Genomic DNA, 18,340 nt, shown 5'->3' with positions numbered 1-18,340 from the left:
TTCGCGTATGGAAACTCGTCCAGCGTAGTCATCGGCTACACAGCGTCGGCGTCCGACCGGCCCGGACCTGCTCCAGCGCGTTCAGCGCGTCGTCCAGAGTGCTCACCTTGACCAGCGGCAACCCGGGCTGCGAGTTGTCCATCGCCTCGGCACAGTTGGCCGCGGGGGTCAGGAAGAACTTGGCCTTGACGGCCTTCGCGGCGACCAGCTTCTGCGGGATGCCGCCGATCGGGCCGACGTTGCCCTCGTCGTCGATCGTGCCGGTGCCGGCGATGATGTAGCCGCCGGTGAGATCCTCGGGCTTGATCGTGTCGATGATGCCGAGCGTGAACATCAGCCCGGCCGACGGCCCGCCGATCCGGTCGAGCTGGATGCTCAGGTCGAACGGGTGCGGCTGCTTGGCCTCCACGACGACGCCGAGCCGCGGGTTGCCGTCGTCGCCCTTCTTCGTCGTCAGGCTGACCGTCTTCGTCTCGGAGCCGCGCTTGAACTCGACCTGCCGTGGCGTGTCGGCCGGCTTGGCCCGGACCAGCTCGGTGAGCTTGCTGACCGAGGTCACGGCGGTGCCGTCGATCGCGGTGATCACGTCGTCCTTCTGCAGTTGCCCGGCGGCCGGGTATCCCTCGGTGACCTCGCCGACCGTGATCTGCACCGGATAGCCCAGCTCGCGCAGCGCGACGGTCTCGGCCGAGGTCTGCGACTCCTTGAAGTCGCGGGCGTTGTCGTCCTGCACCTGCTGCTCGGTGCGGTCGGGCGGATAGATCAGCTCGCGGGGGACGACCGCCCGGTCGTCCCTGAACCAGCCGATCATGGCGTCGAGCAGCGTCATGTCCGGTTGGACCGACACCGTCGTCATCCGCAGCTCGCCGGCCGACTTGGTCACCGGCACGCCGCTCACGTTGATGATCGGCTTGCCGTCCGGCTTGCCGGTGTCCGTGCCCAGCGTGTTGTAGGTCGGTCCCGGGCCCATCTCGACATACGGCACCTTGACCACGGTCGCCTGCCAGGACAGCACCAACAGCAACAGCGCCCCGAACAACACGGTGAGGCCACGACGTCTCATGGCGGCGAGCCTAGCGCTCCCGACCGACAAGAACCGGAAGCGAGTACCGTTGTGGAATGCCCGCAGACATCCCGTTCGGCTTCGGTCCGCCCGGCGGCGACGTGCCGGATCCCAACGATCCGCGCCAGATGCAGCAGTTCCTGAGCCAGCTGCAGCAGCTGTTCGCCACGCCTGGTGGCGGCCCGGTCAACTGGGATCTGGCCCGCCAACTGGCGCAGGCCCACCTTACCGGGGGCGGCCCGACCGGTGCGCAGTTCCCGGTCGGCTTCGCCATGCCCGGCGCGCCGGTGCCGGCACCCGACGCGGCGGCCGACGTGCCCAAGCCGGTCGGCGACCCCGCGGTCACCGCGGTCGAGCGCGCCGCCGTCATCGAGGCGCTGCGCCTGGCCGACCTGTGGCTGGAGCCCGAGTCCGCCCTGCCGTCGGGCGTGCGGTCGACGAACGCCTGGAGCCGCGGCGAGTGGCTCAACCAGACCCTGCCCATCTGGAAGAAGCTGTGCGACCCGGTCGCCGCCCGGATGGTCTCCGCCATGACCGAGCTGGTGCCCGAGGAGATGCGCGCCCAGATGGGCCCGATGACCTCGATGGTCGCCTCGCTCGGCGGCGCGCTGCTCGGCGGGCAGCTCGGCACCGCGCTCGGCTCCCTCGCCGCCGAGGTGCTCTCGGTCGGCGACATCGGCCTGCCGCTCGGCCCCACGGGCACGGCGGCGCTGGTCCCGGCCAACATCGCCGAATACGGCAAGGGCCTGGAGATCCCCGACGACCAGGTCCGCCTCTACGTCGCGCTGCGCGAGGCCGCCCACCAGCGGCTCTTCGGTCACGTTCCGTGGCTGCGCGGCCACGTGTTCGCCGCCGTCGAGGCCTACGCGGCCGGGATCCACGTCGACCGCGAGGCGATCGAGGAGGCGATGAGCCGGATCGACCCGGCGACGCTGGGCAACGACCCGCAGGAGCTCGTCCTGGAGGGCATCTTCACGCCCGAGGACACGCCGCAGCAGCGCGCCGCGCTGGCCCGCCTGGAGACCGCGCTCGCGCTGGTCGAGGGCTGGGTCTGCCACGTGGTCGACCGGGCCGCCGGCGACCGCCTGCCCGACGTGGTCCGCCTCTCCGAGGCCTTCCGCCGCCGCCGCGCGGCCGGCGGCCCGGCCGAGCAGACCTTCGCCGCGCTGGTCGGCCTGGAGCTGCGCCCGCGCCGGCTCCGCGAGGCCACGGCGCTGTGGAACGCGCTGACCGAGCACCGCGGCATCAGCGGTCGCGACGCCCTCTGGGGCCACCCCGACCTGCTGCCGGACGAGGAGGCGTTCGCCGACCCCGACCTGTTCGCCCGCACCCAGCTCGACCTGGGCGATCTCGGCTTCAACGACGAGACCGGCAGCGACGACAAGGGCTAAGGCCCGTTTCACAGCCGGGCCCGCCGCGGCCCGGCCCTAGCTGTGCAACCGGCCCTAGGTCAGCAGCGAGCGGGTGGCGTCCCAGCCGTCCAGGCCCAGATCCAGGCGGCGCAGGTCGTCCGGGCCGCGGAGCCGGTGCCAGCCCGGGGCCGACACGACCTGGCTCGGGTCCGGGCTGGGGCGGCGGGCCGACGCCACGTCGCCGCTGTCGGCGTCGAGATCGGGCAGCCACTCGGGCACGGGCAGCCGGGTGGCCACGGCCAGGATGCCGCCGGTGTGCGAGGGCGCCACGGCCACGGTCTTCGACGAGAGCGGGCGGATGAGCTTGCCGATCAGCATGGCCGGCAGGTCGGGCGCATCGGCCAGCACCACCACCGCTCGATCATGACCGTCGGCCTCGGCGGCGCGGAGGGCGGCGCCGATGGTCGGGCTCGCGACCGGGTAGATCCTGGTCGACGGCCACGCGATCTTGGTCGCCAGCGGCAGGTCGGCCGCCACGGCGGCGATCGCCGGCTGGATCTGCGGCAGCGGGGCGAGCAGGTCGACGACGTCCTCGGCCAGGGCGGCGCGCCAGGTCTCGAGGTCGACGCCCGGCGGTGACCAGGTCACCGGGGCGAGCAGCGTCACGACCGCAGCGACGGTCATTCGGTGATCCCGAGTCCGGCCGCCGCTGACACCCCCTCAAGATACCCGCGCGCCCGCTCGGACTTCGGATAGCGTGCCACGAGCGCCCAGAACGCGCTGCTGTGGCTCGGGATCACGAGGTGTGACAGCTCGTGCAGCAGGACGTAGTCGATGACCCAGTCGGGCATCTCCTGTACGCGGTGCGAGATCCGGATGGTACCGTCTGCCGGCGTGCAAGATCCCCAGCGCCCGTTCTGGTTCTGCACCCAGCGTACGCTGGTCGGCCGGGACGCCGCGGGATGATCGGGCAGGTAGCGGGCCGCCAGGCGATGCGCACGGGCGGTCAGCTCGGTGTCGGTGCGGCGTGCGCGCTGCTCGCGGGCGGCGAGGCGCTCCAGCATCCGATCGACCCACTCGCGCTCCTCCGCCCGGGAGAACTGCGCGGGGATCAGCACGACGACCCGCTCACCGTCGCGGTAGGCAGACACCGTGCGTCGGCGGCGCTTGCTGCGCCGCACCTCGATGACCGGCTTTCGCGTCATGCCGGCCCCTCTGGGGTACCGCTCACGGAGGAACGCTAGCCGGAGGCGGCCATGCCTTCGCAAGGCCCAATCTCGCGGAGCACGCCCGTAAGTCACCCATTCGTGGCAGCTCGCCGGAAAGATTCCACCGGATGTCCGGCCTGCTTACGGCCGCTCGGCGCATTTCATCCACGGCTACCCACAGGGTTGCCCACACAGTTATCCCCAGCCTGTGCATAGTGTGTAGCGTGCGGTTGGAGGAAGATCTTCCGATTACGCTCGGCGTGTCCCGTCTAACCGCACTTTCCCCGAGTGTCCGACAAGGCACACTCACCACGTTGGCCTAGCTGGTCAGCACCGGTGCGCGGCGCGTGCGCCGGACCGAGATGAGGAGGGCATCGTGGCCGAGACGTACAACGGCTACTGCGTCAAGTGCAAGGAGAAGCGGGACTTCGAGGGCGAGATAGCGATCTCGAAGACCGGCATGAAGATGGCCAAGGGCGCCTGCCCGGTCTGCGGCACGACGGTCAACCGGATCCTCGGCAAGGCCTGACCCGGGCACCGGCGGCTCCGCCGCCCCCGACCCGGGCGGAAACCGGCAGCCCGGCCACCCTGACCGGGACGCTCCGGCGCCTCCGTCGTCCCGGTAGCCACGGGAGTCGGCGACCCGCCCGGCCCGGCCCCGGTCGTGCCGGCAGCTCCGCCTGCCGGGAAGGGACCGAAGCCCAGCGGTTCCGGGACGACCACGAGCCGATCCGGCCCGGGACGGACCACGAGCCAGCCGGCCCGGCCACGACGAAAGCCCCGCCGAGTAGGGGCCACTCACATCCGGCACCCGCGCCGCCCCCCGCCCGGCGCGTGAGCCCCGACATCGTCGCGCACAACTGCCCGCGCGGTTTGCGGCCTTCGTGCAGTTCGCTGTGGATAACTCGGCGGCAAGCTGTGGATAACACCGGCCGACGGTGGACGGTCCTGTGGACAACCACCGCGGCCGGTGCCCACGCTCTGCCAGCCTTGCTCGTATGCGACCGACGCTTCTGCCCAACCTGCGGCGTCTCTGGCGCGACGAGCGCACGGTCCAGCTGGGCACCGACCCGGCCACCGCGATCATCCTCGAGCTGCGCCGCCCGGAGCTGGCCCGGATCCTCGACCTGCTCGACGGCTCGCACACCGAGCGCGCCGTGCTCAACGCGGCCGAGGCGCTCGGGCTCGGGCGTCAGGACGCGCTCGACCTGATCGGCGTCCTGCACGACGCCGGCCTCGTGGTCGGCGCCCATGCGCTCGTCCCGGTCGGCCTGCCACGGCGGACGCACCGGCGGCTCAGCATCGAGGCGGCCGCGATCGGCCTGCGGCTGCGCACCGAGCCGGGGCCCGGGCGGCGCACTCCCGCCGACATCCTCCGGCGCCGTAATGCGGCCAAGGTCATGGTCGCGGGCGACGGGCCGCTCGTCGCCCCGCTGGCGGCCGTGCTGGCCGCGGCCGGGGTCGGGCACGTCGACCCGGCCGTCGACGGGCTCACCGGCCCACCGGACGTCCTGGTGGGCGGCCTGAGCAGCGCGGACGTCGACTCGTCGCGGGCCATCGCCACCGCGACGGCGATCGTGCGGTTCGCTCCGGACGCGGAGGTTTCAGCGGTACGGGCGGATGCCGTCGACTTCGTGGTCCGCGTCGGCGACCGGCAGCCGCCGGCGCTGGCGCGCCGGGGTGTGCGGCTGAACGCGCTGCCCCGGCTGGACGTCACCGTGCGCCTCGGCACCGTTCTCGTCGGACCGCTGGTCCGCCCGTCCGGCTCGCCCTGCCGGGCCTGCCTCGACCTGCACCGGCTCGACCGCGATCCGGCCTGGCCCGCGCTCGCCGCCCAGCTGGCCACGACGCCGATCCGCGACGGGGAGCCGTGCGCGTCCACCACGGCCCTCGCCGGGGCCGCGTTCGCCGCCGACGAGGTGCTGTCGTACCTCGACGGCACCACCCCGCGGACCGAGGCGGCGATCGTCGAGATACCCCGCGCGGGCGAGTTTCGGCGGCGAGAATGGGGCGCTCATCCACGCTGTGACTGCCGTCGCCGTCGTCGGAGCGCTCCGACCGGGTAAGAATGACGTGTGACCGAGATCCCCAGGGGCGCAGTCGCCCGCACCGCACGGCTGGCGTCACTGCCCCTAGGGCTCGCCGGGCGGGCGGCGCTCGGCCTCGGCAAGCGCGTCACCGGCATGGCCGCCGACGTCGTCTCCGCCGATGTCCAGCGACGCACCGCCGAGCATCTGTTCAGCGTCCTCGGCCAGCTCAAGGGCGGTGCGATGAAGATGGGGCAGGCGCTGTCCGTCTTCGAGGCCGCGCTGCCCGAGGAGCTCGCAGGTCCCTACCGTGCCGCCCTCACCAAGCTGCAGGAGGCCGCGCCGCCGCTGCCGGCCGCCAGCGTGCACAAGGTGCTCGCCGAGTCGCTGGGCGACGACTGGCGCGAGCTGTTCGCCGAGTTCGACGACAAGCCGGCCGCCGCGGCGAGCATCGGCCAGGTGCACCGCGGGGTCTGGGCCGACGGTCGCCAGGTGGCGATCAAGGTGCAGTATCCGGGGGCCGGCGACGCCCTGCGCGCCGACCTCAACCAGCTCGCCCGGTTCGCCGGCCTGTTCAAGGCCATCCAGCCCGGGCTGGACGTGAAGCCGCTGGTGCAGGAGATCCGCGACCGGGTCACCGAGGAGCTCGACTACGAGCTGGAGGCCCGCTCACAGACCGCCTTCGCGGCGGCGTTCGCCGACGACCCCCACATCTACGTGCCCGGGGTGCTTCGCGCGTCGCCGCGCGTCCTGGTCACCGAGTGGGTCGACGGCACCCCGCTGTCGACGATCATCGCCTCGGGCACCGAGGAGGAGCGCGACCACGCCGGCGAGCGCATGGCGCTGCTCCACTTCTCCGCGCCGGCCCGCGCCGAGATGCTCCACGCCGACCCGCATCCGGGAAACTTTCGCCTCCTGCCCGACGGCCGGCTCGGCGTCCTCGACTTCGGCGCGGTGGCCCACCTGCCCGGCGGCCACCCCGAGGTGATCGGCCGCCTGACCCGCCTGGCCCTGGCCGGCGACGCCCGGGCGGTGCTGGAGGGCCTGCAGGGCGAGGGCTTCCTCAAGGGCGACGCGAAGATCGACGCCGAGGCGGTGCTCGCGTACATCAGGCCGATGCTCGACCCCCTCGCCGAGCCCGAGTTCCGGTTCAGCCGGGCCTGGCTGCGGGCCGAGGCTGGGCGGCTGGCCAACCCGAAGAGCCCGGCCTACACGATGAGCCGGCAGCTCAACCTCCCGCCGTCGTACATGCTGACCCACCGGGTGACGCTCGGCTCGATCGGCGTCCTGTGCCAGCTCGAGGCCAAGGCGCCGTACCGCTCGATCCTCGAACGCTGGCTCCCCGGCTTCGCCGAGCCCGAGCCCGAGCCGGAGGCGACCGACGAGCAGGTCCCGCGGGCCGTCGTGAAGCGGGCGACCAAGTCGACCCGCCGCCGCAAGCCCGCCGACGACGCGGCTTAGGCGCGCTCCCGCACAGGGCGCCGCCCGCATCGCCGATCCAGCACCGCGCCCACCCCGCCCGGCCCGCGCCCACCCCGCCCCACGCCGCGCCGCCTGACCCGACCTGGCACCGCGCCCAGTCCCGGCACCCGGCCCGACCTGGCCGCGCCGCCCCGACCTGGCACCGCACCCAGTCCCGGCACCCGGCCCGACCTGGCCGCGCCGCCCCACCCCGACCTGGCACCGCACCCAGTCCCGGCACCCGGCCCCACGCAGCGCCGCCCCACCCCGACCGGCGCCGCCCCACCCCGACCTGGCACCACGCCGCGCCGCCCGGCACCGCGCCGCCCGTGCACCCCGCTCGCGCACCGCGCCACACAAACAGACATTGGTCGATCTACCCTCCATCCGATCTCGGATCGTGAGGGTAGATCGACCAACGTTTATGAAAGAGAGAGGGGCCCTCCCCAACCGAAGCCGGGGAGGGCGACACCATCAGCGCAGGCTCAGCTGCCGCTCCTGCTCGCGACGGGCGCGCATGGCGATCTGACGGGCGGACGAGTGAGCCTCAGCGTGCTGTACCGACTGAGGCCGACGCATTCGTGCGCGTGACAGTGCTTCATGGAGAAGTTGCAAGGACATGGCGAGACTCCTGGGTCGGTTGGTGCGAACGTCGTTGGACGGCGTGCTGAGAAGAAGCCGGGTCGGCTGCGGGTTTCGCAGTCCTCGGCTGGCTGGCAACAGATGTGCGTTCATTTCAGGCCGCCACCCCCGCGGCAACCGCCGCGGCACGAGCAGCAACTTCGACCCGCAGGACGGCGTCGCGCGCGACGTCCTCCTTGCGCGGACGACCCCGCGGACGCTTCCGCGGCACCACGGCACCGCGCTCGAAGATCTCGCCACCCCAGACACCCCAGGGCTCGGCGCGCTCGATCGCGCCCGCCAGGCACTCGACACGGAGCGGGCACTCCGCGCAGAGCGACTTGGCCAGCTCGAGCTCGGCCGGCGAGTCGGCGAACCACAGGTCCGGGTCGAAGGTACGGCAGGGCAGGTCGGACTTGACGCCTCGCGCAGCGACACGGAGGCGCTCGTCGGCGGCCGACTCGACACGCACGTCGATCGATGCCAAAGCCAGGCTCATCCCGGTCACCCCTTTCTGTTTCTCGATCGTTTGGTGTGATCGTCGGTACAAAATGAATGAGGCCGCGGATCCCGGTGTCGGGTTCCGCGGCCTCGAGGTGAGCCGGAGAGTCGGTCTGTTAGACCGGCCTGCCTCGAGGTGGTATGCCGCGGACTCCGCCATTGGGCTTCGGAGCCGTCATGCCGTGCTTGGCGGTGAACCCACTGGTCCCCTGAACCTGGATCCCACGCCGGTCGAGCTGAATGACCTGCTGCGGCTGGTCCGCAACCGGGCGCTCAGCGCCGACTTTGCCGTCGCCGACCAGTCCGTCGATCCGGCGCGCCCCGCCAACCCGGACCGACTCGGTAGCCAGTGCCGTGACAGTGCTGACGGCAGCCGGAACCAGGACGGAGACCAGAGCGGAGACAGCCGGGACCGCGGCCGGAGCCGGGACGACCGCCGCAACCGGGGCCTGCGCGACGGCGACGCCGCCAAGGACAGACTCCTGCCACGGAGCGAGAACGGACGGCGGCGAGACGCGGCGGGCCAGCACGGTTGACGGCAAGCAGGCAGCGAACGTCGCCGATGGGCGCTCGTTGGTTAGATAGAGCTTCACCGGGACTCACCGCCTCTCCGCACTCATCAGCCGTCGACCGCCGGTCGTCCGGCGTCGTGTTCGCAGGCTATGCCGTCCCTCGACGGTAGGGCAATCGAATTATTGGAGAAAAGTCCTTGTCACTTTTCAGCCATCGACGTGAGCAAGATCCTCTACGGTCGCGCCGCTGACCAGAGCCAGGACGTCGTCGCCGTAGAGGCCCAGCTTGCGGGGCCCGATGCCGGCGATGACGGCCAGCTCCTCGCGTCGGCCGGGGCGCCGCTCGGCGATCGCCGCGAGGGTGACGTCGGTGAAAACCACGAACGGTGGGACGCGCTGGACCTGGGCCAGCCGCGCCCGCCAGTCGACGAGCCGGCCGAGCAGCTCCTCGTCGAGGTCGGACGGGCAGGAGGCGCAGCGGCCGAGCTTGCGGTCGACGCCGTTGATCAGCCCGGTGCCGCAGACCCGGCAGGACACCGCCATCACCCGCTTGACCCGCCCGGCGACCGCCCCCTTCGGCGCGGGCGCGGTGCGCGCGGGCTCCGCCGAGGGCAGGAACCGGCTGGCCCGCCGCGCGCGGCCGCCGGGGCTGCGGGCCGAGGCATACGACAGCCAGAGCGTGTGCCGCGCGCGGGTGATCCCGACGTACAGCAGGCGCCGCTCCTCCTCGACCGCGTCGGCCGATCGCGCATGGATCACCGGCAGCGTGCCCTCGGTCAGTCCGACCAGGAACACCGCGTCCCACTCCAGGCCCTTCGCCGAGTGCAGGGACGAGAGGGTGACCCCGTCGACGGTCGGCACGTGCTGCAGCGCCGCGCGCCGCGACAGCTCCTCGTTGAACTCCTCCAGGGTGCGGTCGGGCATGCCCTCGGCGAGCGCCACGAGCGCGGCCACGGCCTCCCAGCGCTCCCGCAACGCGCCGCCGGCCGGCGCCTCGCCGGGCCGCCACCCCATCCCCTCCAGGGCCTGGACGACGACCTCGGGCAGCGTCTCGCCCGCCGGGGGCGTCCGGGTCGCGGCGCGCAGGACGATCATCGCCTGGCGGACCTCGGCCCGCTCGAAGAAGCGGTCGGCACCGTGCACCACGTACGGCACGCCCGCCTCGGCGAGGGCCTCCTGATACACCTCGGACTGCGCGTTGATCCGGAACAGCACCGCGATCTCGCGCGCCGGCGTGCCGCCCGCGATGAGCTCGGCACAGCGCGCCGCCACGGCCGCGGCCTCCCCCGGCTCGTCGGCGAAGACCCGGGTGGCCGGCTCCGGGCCGGCGGGCCGCTGGCCGACCAGCTCCAGCCGCAGCCGGGCCAGGTCGCCGCGGGCCCGGGAGATGACCGAGTTGGCCAGGCCGACGACCTGCGGGGTCGAGCGGTAGTCGCGGATCAGCCGGACGACGCGGGCGTCGGGGTGGCGACGCTTGAAGCCCACCAGGTAGGTCGCGCTGGCGCCGGTGAACGAGTAGATCGTCTGGCTCGCGTCGCCGACCACCGTCAGGTCGTCACGCCCGCCGAGCCAGGCGTCGAGCAGCCGCTGCTGCATCGGGTTGACGTCCTGATACTCGTCGACGACGAAGTGCCGATATTGCGAGCGGATCTGCTCGGCGACGTCGGCGTGCTCCTCCAGCGCCCAGATGGCGGCCCGGATCATGTCCTCGAAGTCGATCACGCCCTGGGCCCGCTTGATCCGCTCGTAGTGCGCGTAGACCTGGGCGATCCGGCCGACCTCGAACGGCGGCTCGCGCATCGCCTTGCCGGCCACCGCGGCGTAGTCGTCGGGCTCGACCAGCGACGCCTTGGCCCACTCGATCTCGCCGGCGAGGTCGCGCGCGCCGGTGCCGTCGATCTTCAGGCCGGCCCGGGTGGCGGCCAGCCCGACCAGCCGGGCCTTGCTCTCCAGCAGCTCCGGCATCTCGCGCCCGTCGAAGAGCCGCTGGGCGAAGTAGCGCACCTGGCGCAGTGCCGCCGAGTGGAACGTGCGCGCCTGGACCCCGTCGGCGCCGAGCTGCCCGAGCCGGGCCCGCATCTCGGCGGCGGCGCGGGCGGTGAACGTGACGGCGAGGACGTGCTGGGACCGGACCTGCCCGGACCGGACGCGGTGCGCGATGCGGTGGGTGATCGCCCGGGTCTTGCCGGTGCCGGCGCCGGCCAGGATGCACAGCGGACCGGCGGGCGCGGTCACCGCCGCCGCCTGCTCCGGATCCAGGCCCGTCAAGATGTCTGAGGAATCCGCCACAACTAGGCATCATCTCAGCCGGGTATGACGTTATGGCGAGCGCTACTTCGTGCCTCGACGATCCGCCGGGAGGGAACACACCTCATGATCACCATGTACTCGACGACCTGGTGCGGCTACTGCCACCGCCTCAAGTCGCAGCTGGACCGCGAGGGCATCCAGTACCAGGTCGTCGACATCGAGCGGGACCCGGCGGCGGCGAAGTACGTCGAGAGCGTCAACGGCGGCAACCAGACCGTGCCGACCGTGCGGTTCGACGACGGCACCGCCCTGACCAACCCGACGATCAAGCAGGTGAAGTCGAAGCTGGAGAGCGCGCTCAGTAGCTGACCCTTCACGAAGCGGCGTCAAGTCGCTACCGTGTGACTCCAGGGACACCTGGGGAGGTCGCCACCATGCGGGTAGCGCGCGACTTCGCCGTCCGCGGCCCGGTGCCGTATCACGCGCCCGAACGGCCGCGCGTGGCGGACCTGGACCGCCGGCGGCAGATCGCCGACTACCTGGCCGGTGGCACCACGATCGGACACGGCTCAGGCCCCGCGGTGCTGCACACCGACGGGGTCTGGCTGTGGCCGGAGCGGTTCGTCGAGGAGATCCTCGACCACGGCCTCGCGCCGGAGCCCGACCTCGTCGACCAGATGGAGGCCCGCGGGTTCCGGGCGCCCGTCCCGGCGCAGGACGACCGGCTGGTCGCGGAGGCCCTGGCCGCCTGGCGGTCGGGCCCGCCCAAGCCGCCGCGCCTCTTGATCACGTACTTCGTGCGCGTCGACGAGGACTCCTCCCCCGACGCCCCGGTGTCGCTGCTGCGCCGGACGGTCACGCCGGACGGGCGGATCGACGAGGAGGCCCTCTGGCGGGACATGGCCTGGCATCCGACCTACGCCCTGTCCAGCCCGAAGATCGACTACGACATCCGCGAGGCGAGCCCGGCGCAGGCCGCCCGCGTGCTCGACACCTGGTGCGCCAAGTGGCACGCGGAGCAGCTCAGGCGCCGAGCCACGACGTGATGAGGTAGTGCGCGATCGACGCCGGGAACGGCAGCCCGAAGTCGCGCGACGACCCGTCGAGCACCGCGGCGATCTCGCGCCGGGTGAACCAGCGGGCCTCCTGGATCTCCTGCTGGTCGACGTGGATCTCCGCGCCGGCCGGGGCCGTCGCGTGGAAGCCGAGCATCAGCGAGCCCGGGAAGGGCCAGGGCTGGCTCGACGAATACCGCACGTCGGTGACCCGCACGCCGACCTCTTCGAGCACCTCGCGGGCGACCGCCATCTCGGCCGACTCGCCCGGCTCGACGAACCCGGCGAGCGTCGAATACCGCCGGACGCTGCCGACGTTCGCCCACTGCGCGTTGCTGCCGAGCAGGCAGCGGCCGTCGAGGCCGGCGACGTCGTCGTGCACGAGCATGATCACCGCGGGGTCGGTGCGCGGCCAGAGCGTCTCCGCGCCGTCCTCGGTCTGCCGCACCCAGCCGCCCTGCGCCGGCACCGTCAGCTTGCCGCTGAGCGGGCTGTAGGGGTGCCGGGAGTGCCAGTTGGCCAGCGCGACCCCGGTGATGAACAGCCCGGCGGGCAGGTCGGCCAGCGCGTGGCCGACCTGCCGCAGGGTGACCCGGCGCGTGCCGGGCGGGGCCGTCACGTCGGCGGCCACGGCGAAGTACACCGTGCCGTCCGGCTCCTCGCCCAGGAAGAACCGCTCGCCCGGCGGCGCCTCGTCGGGGCCGACGAGGACCAGCTCCGGCGGGTCGTCGCCGCGGACCAGCACGTGCCCGTCGTCGACGACCACCACGCGGGCGTGCAGCCACGCCTTGCCGAGCCACTCCTCGTCGGTTCGGCGGTGCGCCGCCCGATCCAGCGTGCCCCGCGCCAGCGGCGGCCCTTCCATGGGGCTCATGCGCCCTCCGCTCCGCTCCGGCCGCACGAGTCTGCAACTGAGCCCATGATGAGCGGCCTCCTCCGCTCCGCTCCGGAACCGCTCATCCCCGGATCACGGTCGTGAGCGCGCTGAGCGGCTTCTCGATCTGCTCGGCGTCGCCGAGGACCACGGCGGCGGCCTTGGCCGGCGCGAGGTACTCCGCGGCGGCCGCGGCCACCTGCTCCCGGGTTGCCCTGCCCAGCCGGGCCGCGTGCTCGGCGAGGTAGTCGAGCCGCAGCCCGAAGCCGGCGTAGGTGGAGACCAGACCGGCCAGGCCCGCCTGGGTGGACATCCCGAGCTGCAGGGTGCCGAGCGCATACTGCCGGGCCTGCTCCAGCTCGTCCTCCTTGGGCGGGAGGCTGGCCAGCCGGCCCAGCTCGTAGAGCGTCTCGAGCAGCGCCGGCCCGGTCACCTCGGTCGCCACCTCGGCCGCGACCACCAGGGCCGATCCGGCGACGGCATGCTCCACGAGGGAGTGGGGGCCATAGGTGTACCCCTTGTCTTCGCGGATGTTCTCGACCCAGCGGGACGAGAAGTAGCCGCCGAAGACGAGGTTGGCCAGCTGCAGCGCGGCGTGGTCCGGGTGCTGCCGGGTGACCGCCGGCAGCGCGATGCGCAGCGACGACTGCACCGAGCCGGGTCGGTCGACCAGGGTCAGCGGCCCGGGCGTCAGGGCCGGGACTGTCGGCAGCTCGATCGCGACGCCGTTGCCGTCCCACTTGGTGAGCATCTTCTCGGCGGCGGCGATCGCCTTCTCCGGCGCGATGTCGCCGACGATGACCAGCGTGGCGCCGGCCGGGTGGACCCGCTCGCCGTGCAGTGTGCGCAGGCCGGCCGGGGTGACCGCCTCCACCTGCTCCGGCGTCGGGGTCTGGACGGCGTAGGGGTGCTTGCCGTACATCCGCTTCAGCAGGGCCACCCGGGCGAGGTGGCTCGGCTGGCTCTGCGCCACGCGGATCCGGTCGACGAGCCGTGCCCGCTCGGTGGCGACCTCGTCGGTCGGGTAGCTGGCGTCGGTGAGCACCTCGGCGAGGATGTCGAGCAGCCGCTCCAGGCCGCCGACGAGGGCGTTGCCCGAGATGAGCAGCCGGTCGGGGTCGGCGCCCGCGGACAGCCCGCCGCCGACCTTCTGCAGCTCGGCGGCGATGTCCACGGTCGACATCGCCGACGTGCCCGAGAGCACGGTCTGGGTGAGCATGGCCGCCTTGGCCAGATTCGCCTTGGCGAACGGCACGCGCAGCCGGATCTCGACCAGCGGCACCGACGAGCGGCGCAGCGCGATCACGGTCAGCCCGTTGGACAGCGTCTGCTCGACGGTCTTCGGCAGCTTCAGCGGGCGGTTGGGCCCGAGCACCGGCAGGGTCCGCTCGGGAAGCGGGGTTTCGACAGTCACTTGGCTCCTCCGGCGATGACCTCGACCGCGGCGCGGCGGGACGGGACCAGCTGCGCGGCCGCGGCGACGATCTCGTCCTCGGTGACCTCGCCGATCAGCGTGTGCAGCTGGTTGAGCAGCTCCGGCTCGCCCCGCTGCTGCTCCAGGACGGCCATCTGCAGCGCCCGGCCGAGCACGGCGTCGGTGTCGCGCAGCAGGTGGGTGGCCATGCGGGCCTGGGTGCGGCTGAGCTCGTCGGCCGCGAGGCCGTCGGAGGCGATGCGGGCGCACTCCTCCTCGACCGAGCGCAGCACCTTGTCGACGTCGCCGCCCGGAGGCAGGTGCGCCTGCAGGACGAGCGCCGTGGGGTCGCGCACCGCGAACGGCTCGCCCATGAAGCCGACGTAGCCGCCCACGCTCGTCACCGAGCGGTCGCGCAGCACGAGACGCTCGACGAGGCGCGAGGCGTCCCCGTCGGTGAGCACCTCAGCCAGTACCACAAATGGCAGGTAACCGCGGAGATCGTTGATCGGGTCGGGCACCCGCCAGGCCGCGGCGACCGCGGGCAGGGGCGCCAGCCGGTCTTCGTAGGACGACCGGCGCTCCGCGGTGAGGTCGGGCTCGGCGAAGTCGGGCCGCACCGGGGCGGGCCGGGCCGGCACGTCGCCGAAGTGCCGCTCGACCAGCGCCGTCGCCGTCGCCACGTCGAAGTCGCCGGAGATCGCCAGCACGGCGTTGCCGCAGGCGTAGTAGCGGTCGAAGAAGTCGGCGGCGTCGGCGACGGTCGCCGACTCCAGGTCGTCGAACGAGCCGTAGCCGTCGTGGGCGTTGGGGAACGTGTCGAACATGACCGGGGGCAGGCGCAGCCAGGGGAACCCGCCATACGGCCGGTTCAGCACGTTGACCCGGATCTCCTCCTTGACCACGTCCACCTGGTTGCGCAGGTTCTCCTCGGTCAGCCGCGGCGCACGCATCCGGTCGGCCTCCAGGAAGAGGGCCCGCTCCAGCGCGTTCGACGGCAGCGTCTCGAAGTAGTCGGTGTAGTCGAAATGGGTCGATCCGTTGAACGTGCCGCCCGAGCCCTGCACGTAGCGGAAGTGCGCCAGCTTCTCCAGGCTCTCCGAGCCCTGGAACATCAGGTGCTCGAACAGGTGGGCGAAGCCGGTCCGGCCTTGCGGCTCGGATCTGATGCCGACGTCGTACACCACGGCCACGCCGACGACCGGCGCGGCGCGATCGGGGGTCAGCACCACCCGCAGGCCATTGGGCAGGGTGAGGCGCTCGGCGGGATACTTTGAGGCCGGAATTCGCACGGCGGGACTACGACGAGGCACGCTCCGAATCTATCCCGTCCGTCGAGGAAACCCGGATTCGACGTTCGGCCCGCACCGCATTGGCGGCCAGAACGCCGATCACCACGACCAGCGGCAGCCCCAGCAGCCACCCGTAGGGCTCCCGCGAGCGGGGGTCCCGGGCCGCGATCGGCGCCGCGGGCTGCGCGGTGGCGCTCGGCACCGCGCTCCGCGACGGGCTCGCGCTCGGCGACGGCACCGGCAGGCTCTTGGTCAGGGCGGGCACGAGGTCGAGGCGGCCCTGCCCGTACTCCCGGTCCAGGCCCTTCTCGCCGGCGTCCGCCGCGGTCAGCGTCATCCGGCGGACGATGTCGCCGGCCTTGAGCGCCGGGTACGCCGAGCGGAGCAGCGCGACCGCCCCGGCGAGCAGGCCGGGCGACGCGCTGCCGTCGTCGACCCGGTAGCCGCCGCCGCTGTTGGTGGTCATGATCTGGTCGCCGGGCACGCCGAAGCCCAGGCGCCGCCCGCTCGTGGACTGCACCCGCACGTCACCCGCACGAGTCAGCGGTACCGCGGCGAGCACGCCGTCGTAGCCCGCCGGGAACGGCTCGAAATCCTGGGTCGGCTGGTTGCCGTCGGCGGCGATCACGATCGCGTCGCTCTCCTGCGCGTCGCGGACGGCCCGCATGAGCCGCTCGCTGCCGCCCACCGAGTATCCGACGACGATGATCTTGGCGCCGCGGCTCACCGCCAGGTCGATGCCGTCCGCCAACTGGTCCGGCGTCACCGCGCCGGACGGGTCGGGGCTGGCCGGCTGACCGATCACCACCGGCAGGATCCGGGAGCCCGGGGCCACCCCGATGACGCCGGCGCCGTGCTCGTCGCCGGTCCGCTCGTCCTTGTGGCCCTGGCCGGCGACCAGGCCGGCGAGCGCGGTGCCGTGACCGTTCTGGTCGACGCCGGTCGCGTTCGGGGTCTCGGTGACGAACACCGGGTCGAGGATCGCGCCGACCAGGTCGGGGTGGCTGCGGTCGACACCCGTGTCGACGATCGCGACCGTCACCCCGTCGCCGCGGCTCTTCTGGTTGGCCTCCGCCACCATCAGGTACCGCAGATGCCACTGATCGTCGCGAATGACGTCAGCGTGTGCGGATCCGGCGGTGCCGAGCGCGACACCGATCCCCAGGGCCACCGCTAAGGCCACCGGCTGCTTCATGCGCGATAGCGTGCCGGATCGACGCAAGCAACGCCACTTACAGAGGTCGGACGCTTTCGACGGCCTCGTCCGCGACCTTGTCGTACTGACGGTGCGTGTCGGGGATGGACACGTAGAGGATCGCGGCCTCGACCTTGCCGACGTCGATCAGCGCGATCGAGACCAGCTCGCTCTTGGCCTTGAGCCCCGGCTGGGAGAAGTGCAGCCGGAACTTGATCAGCCGCGCCGGCCGGCCGCCGAGCTCCAGGTCGCGGGCCTCGATGTCCTCGCGCTGGTTGCTGTCGGGGTAGAAGCTCACCCGCACGTCGGCGGCGATCTGGTCGCCGATGCACTTCAGGTCGAGCACCAGCCCGTCGTTGACCGCGGCGGGCACGTGGCCGGACAGGATCGTCGCGTGGTAGTCCGAGCCATTGCCGTCGTAGTTGGGCTCGGTGACGAAGTGCTGGCCCACCCGGTAGGTCACCTTGAGCTCGCCCCGGTCGACCCAGGCCGCGTCCCAGGGCTCCCAGGGCGATCCGTACTCCTTGTACGAGATGCCCGCCTCCGGGTCGGATGTCCGCGGCCCGGCCGGCACGTCCGGCGCGGCCTGGCTCGGCCGCTCCGGCGGGATGCTGGGCGGCGGGCAGCGGCGGGCCAGCTCGGGCCGCGTGTCGCTGGGCCCCTTGGGCCGGTCCCCGAACAGTCCCCCCGGCGTGGTGGCGTTGTTGGTCATGACCGACCCGAGCACGATCACGAGCCCGATGACCACGACGGCGACCGCCCCGCCGAGCAGCCACTTCATGATCTTCTTGTTGCGCTTGATCGGGTCGTCGTCGTCACCCGGCCCACCGCCGCCCACGTCGGGCGGCGGCTCGATCGGCGGAACCCCGAGCCCGGAGACTCGCCCGGAGCCATACCCTTCCGCCGCGCGCGGCTGCGCCGCCGGCCGTTGAACGGTCGGCGAGGGGCGTGGTGGCTCGACAACAACCTGGGTGTCGGGCTCCGCCCACGGCGAACGGTGCTCGGTCATCTCCCCGCAAGTGTCGCAGCCCGACGCCCGGGTTGCCAAAGACGCCCCGCGGGTGGTCACGGCCCGGTTGCGGTCCCTTCGCCCGGCATCCGCCCGGCGTCCGCTCGCCCCGGCCCCCGCGCTACTCCGCCCGGCGCCCGCTCGCCCCGGCCCCGCGCTACTCCGCCCGGCGTCCGGCCGCCCGCCACGGTGTGGCCGACCTCACCGACCTGGCGCCTTTTCCGCCCGACGTCCGGCCGCCCCGCCGGCGGCGCGCTCCCGCGGGCCAGCCTCGTGCGGGCCTCCGTCAGGCGCGGCCGACGCCCCCGCGCAACCCTTCGATGCGGCCGGGCTCCGCCGGCCGTTCAGGCAGACCCTACGGCTGCGGCTGCTGGGACGGGGTGTGCAGCTGGGTAATCTGTGGATACCTGGGATCGTCGGCGGCCGCCACCGGACCGATGACGATCAGCGCCACGGTCAGCACACCCGCGGTCGCGACGCCGACGACTAAGGCGACCTCTCTCATC

The 18,340-nt window shown here is 72.8% G+C and carries 18 protein-coding genes; 6 read left to right on the top strand and 12 right to left on the bottom strand.

Annotated features, from left to right (window positions below; translation table 11 throughout):
- Positions 1-28: 28 nt before the first annotated feature.
- Positions 29-1,063, bottom strand: coding sequence for a YlbL family protein (locus tag IEZ31_RS18770; protein WP_190251175.1), 1,035 nt, complete (start codon positions 1,061-1,063; stop codon positions 29-31).
- Between the two features lie 128 nt (positions 1,064-1,191).
- Between IEZ31_RS18770 and IEZ31_RS18765 the strand changes: the two genes are divergently transcribed.
- Positions 1,192-2,454: a zinc-dependent metalloprotease gene (locus tag IEZ31_RS18765; RefSeq protein ID WP_505661128.1), complete on the top strand. Its 1,263-nt coding sequence runs from the start codon at positions 1,192-1,194 to the stop codon at positions 2,452-2,454.
- A gap of 54 nt (positions 2,455-2,508) precedes the next feature.
- Here the strand turns inward: IEZ31_RS18765 and IEZ31_RS18760 are convergent, their stop codons facing one another.
- Both IEZ31_RS18760 and IEZ31_RS18755 read right to left on the bottom strand, forming a co-directional pair.
- Entirely contained in the window at positions 2,509-3,099 is a 591-nt protein-coding gene (locus tag IEZ31_RS18760) for a hypothetical protein (protein WP_190251173.1), read from the bottom strand.
- Complete coding sequence (locus tag IEZ31_RS18755) at positions 3,096-3,620, bottom strand: M48 metallopeptidase family protein (RefSeq protein WP_190251172.1); 525 nt, start codon at positions 3,618-3,620, stop codon at positions 3,096-3,098. The genes IEZ31_RS18760 and IEZ31_RS18755 overlap by 4 nt, the downstream gene beginning before the upstream one ends.
- Positions 3,621-3,996: 376 nt before the next feature.
- Between IEZ31_RS18755 and IEZ31_RS18750 the strand changes: the two genes are divergently transcribed.
- From IEZ31_RS18750 to IEZ31_RS18740, 3 genes are all read left to right on the top strand, one after another.
- On the top strand, positions 3,997-4,152 hold the full coding sequence (locus IEZ31_RS18750; RefSeq protein WP_425516560.1) for a DUF5679 domain-containing protein: 156 nt from the start codon (positions 3,997-3,999) through the stop codon (positions 4,150-4,152).
- Positions 4,153-4,621: 469 nt separating this feature from the next.
- Entirely contained in the window at positions 4,622-5,689 is a 1,068-nt protein-coding gene (locus IEZ31_RS18745) for a hypothetical protein (RefSeq protein ID WP_190251170.1), read from the top strand.
- Positions 5,690-5,698: 9 nt separating this feature from the next.
- Positions 5,699-7,111 (top strand): ABC1 kinase family protein, encoded by a 1,413-nt coding sequence (locus tag IEZ31_RS18740; protein WP_190251169.1) that lies wholly within the window; start codon positions 5,699-5,701, stop codon positions 7,109-7,111.
- Between the two features lie 736 nt (positions 7,112-7,847).
- On the opposite strand, the gene IEZ31_RS18735 is transcribed toward IEZ31_RS18740, so the two are convergent.
- The 3 genes from IEZ31_RS18735 to IEZ31_RS18725 all read right to left on the bottom strand — a co-directional run bounded on the left by IEZ31_RS18735 (position 7,848) and on the right by IEZ31_RS18725 (position 11,034).
- On the bottom strand, positions 7,848-8,231 hold the full coding sequence (locus IEZ31_RS18735; protein WP_190251168.1) for a WhiB family transcriptional regulator: 384 nt from the start codon (positions 8,229-8,231) through the stop codon (positions 7,848-7,850).
- A gap of 118 nt (positions 8,232-8,349) precedes the next feature.
- On the bottom strand, positions 8,350-8,826 hold the full coding sequence (locus IEZ31_RS56660; protein WP_229835459.1) for a hypothetical protein: 477 nt from the start codon (positions 8,824-8,826) through the stop codon (positions 8,350-8,352).
- A 126-nt stretch (positions 8,827-8,952) separates the two neighbouring features.
- Entirely contained in the window at positions 8,953-11,034 is a 2,082-nt protein-coding gene (locus tag IEZ31_RS18725; RefSeq protein ID WP_229835425.1) for an ATP-dependent DNA helicase UvrD2, read from the bottom strand.
- Between the two features lie 84 nt (positions 11,035-11,118).
- On the opposite strand from IEZ31_RS18725, the gene IEZ31_RS18720 reads away from it, so the two are divergent.
- Positions 11,119-11,364, top strand: a complete 246-nt coding sequence (locus tag IEZ31_RS18720) for a mycoredoxin (protein WP_190251167.1) — start codon at positions 11,119-11,121, stop codon at positions 11,362-11,364.
- Between the two features lie 65 nt (positions 11,365-11,429).
- Positions 11,430-12,041, top strand: a complete 612-nt coding sequence (locus tag IEZ31_RS18715; protein ID WP_190251166.1) for a hypothetical protein — start codon at positions 11,430-11,432, stop codon at positions 12,039-12,041.
- Here IEZ31_RS18715 and nudC read toward each other — a convergent pair.
- The 6 genes from nudC to IEZ31_RS18685 form a co-directional block, all read right to left on the bottom strand.
- On the bottom strand, positions 12,019-12,924 hold the full coding sequence (gene nudC, locus IEZ31_RS18710) for an NAD(+) diphosphatase (protein ID WP_190251165.1): 906 nt from the start codon (positions 12,922-12,924) through the stop codon (positions 12,019-12,021). The two genes, IEZ31_RS18715 and nudC, sit on opposite strands and share 23 nt — an antisense overlap.
- Positions 12,925-13,006: 82 nt before the next feature.
- Positions 13,007-14,338: a M16 family metallopeptidase gene (locus IEZ31_RS18705; RefSeq protein WP_190251164.1), complete on the bottom strand. Its 1,332-nt coding sequence runs from the start codon at positions 14,336-14,338 to the stop codon at positions 13,007-13,009.
- Positions 14,335-15,630: a M16 family metallopeptidase gene (locus IEZ31_RS18700; protein WP_190251206.1), complete on the bottom strand. Its 1,296-nt coding sequence runs from the start codon at positions 15,628-15,630 to the stop codon at positions 14,335-14,337. The genes IEZ31_RS18705 and IEZ31_RS18700 overlap by 4 nt, the downstream gene beginning before the upstream one ends.
- A gap of 7 nt (positions 15,631-15,637) precedes the next feature.
- On the bottom strand, positions 15,638-16,825 hold the full coding sequence (locus IEZ31_RS18695; RefSeq protein WP_190251163.1) for a S8 family peptidase: 1,188 nt from the start codon (positions 16,823-16,825) through the stop codon (positions 15,638-15,640).
- A 37-nt stretch (positions 16,826-16,862) separates the two neighbouring features.
- Positions 16,863-17,834 carry a hypothetical protein gene (locus tag IEZ31_RS18690; RefSeq protein ID WP_190251162.1) on the bottom strand — a complete coding sequence of 324 codons (972 nt, stop codon included), beginning with the start codon at positions 17,832-17,834 and terminating at the stop codon, positions 16,863-16,865.
- 355 nt (positions 17,835-18,189) lie between these two features.
- On the bottom strand, positions 18,190-18,339 hold the full coding sequence (locus tag IEZ31_RS18685) for a hypothetical protein (RefSeq protein WP_190251161.1): 150 nt from the start codon (positions 18,337-18,339) through the stop codon (positions 18,190-18,192).
- Between the last annotated feature and the right edge of the window lies 1 nt (position 18,340).

Origin of the sequence: Dactylosporangium sucinum, from assembly GCF_014647515.1 — a bacterium.
In the GTDB taxonomy this organism is placed as follows: Bacteria; Actinomycetota; Actinomycetes; order Mycobacteriales; family Micromonosporaceae; genus Dactylosporangium; species Dactylosporangium sucinum.
Note: the sequence above shows the minus strand (reverse complement) of the source record. Positions and strands in the feature narration are given on the sequence as shown.

Bases quoted from the DNA above. Each gene is read 5' to 3' on its own strand.
- IEZ31_RS18735 (WP_190251168.1), bottom strand. From the start codon at position 8,231: ATGAGCCTGGCTTTGGCATCGATCGACGTGCGTGTCGAGTCGGCCGCC.
- IEZ31_RS18765 (WP_505661128.1), top strand. From the start codon at position 1,192: ATGCAGCAGTTCCTGAGCCAGCTGCAGCAGCTGTTCGCCACGCCTGGT.
- IEZ31_RS18685 (WP_190251161.1), bottom strand. From the start codon at position 18,339: ATGAGAGAGGTCGCCTTAGTCGTCGGCGTCGCGACCGCGGGTGTGCTG.
- IEZ31_RS18690 (WP_190251162.1), bottom strand. From the start codon at position 17,834: ATGACCGAGCACCGTTCGCCGTGGGCGGAGCCCGACACCCAGGTTGTT.
- IEZ31_RS18695 (WP_190251163.1), bottom strand. From the start codon at position 16,825: ATGAAGCAGCCGGTGGCCTTAGCGGTGGCCCTGGGGATCGGTGTCGCG.
- IEZ31_RS18720 (WP_190251167.1), top strand. From the start codon at position 11,119: ATGATCACCATGTACTCGACGACCTGGTGCGGCTACTGCCACCGCCTC.
- IEZ31_RS18760 (WP_190251173.1), bottom strand. From the start codon at position 3,099: ATGACCGTCGCTGCGGTCGTGACGCTGCTCGCCCCGGTGACCTGGTCA.
- IEZ31_RS18755 (WP_190251172.1), bottom strand. From the start codon at position 3,620: ATGACGCGAAAGCCGGTCATCGAGGTGCGGCGCAGCAAGCGCCGCCGA.
- nudC (WP_190251165.1), bottom strand. From the start codon at position 12,924: ATGAGCCCCATGGAAGGGCCGCCGCTGGCGCGGGGCACGCTGGATCGG.
- IEZ31_RS18745 (WP_190251170.1), top strand. From the start codon at position 4,622: ATGCGACCGACGCTTCTGCCCAACCTGCGGCGTCTCTGGCGCGACGAG.
- IEZ31_RS18770 (WP_190251175.1), bottom strand. From the start codon at position 1,063: ATGAGACGTCGTGGCCTCACCGTGTTGTTCGGGGCGCTGTTGCTGTTG.
- IEZ31_RS18715 (WP_190251166.1), top strand. From the start codon at position 11,430: ATGCGGGTAGCGCGCGACTTCGCCGTCCGCGGCCCGGTGCCGTATCAC.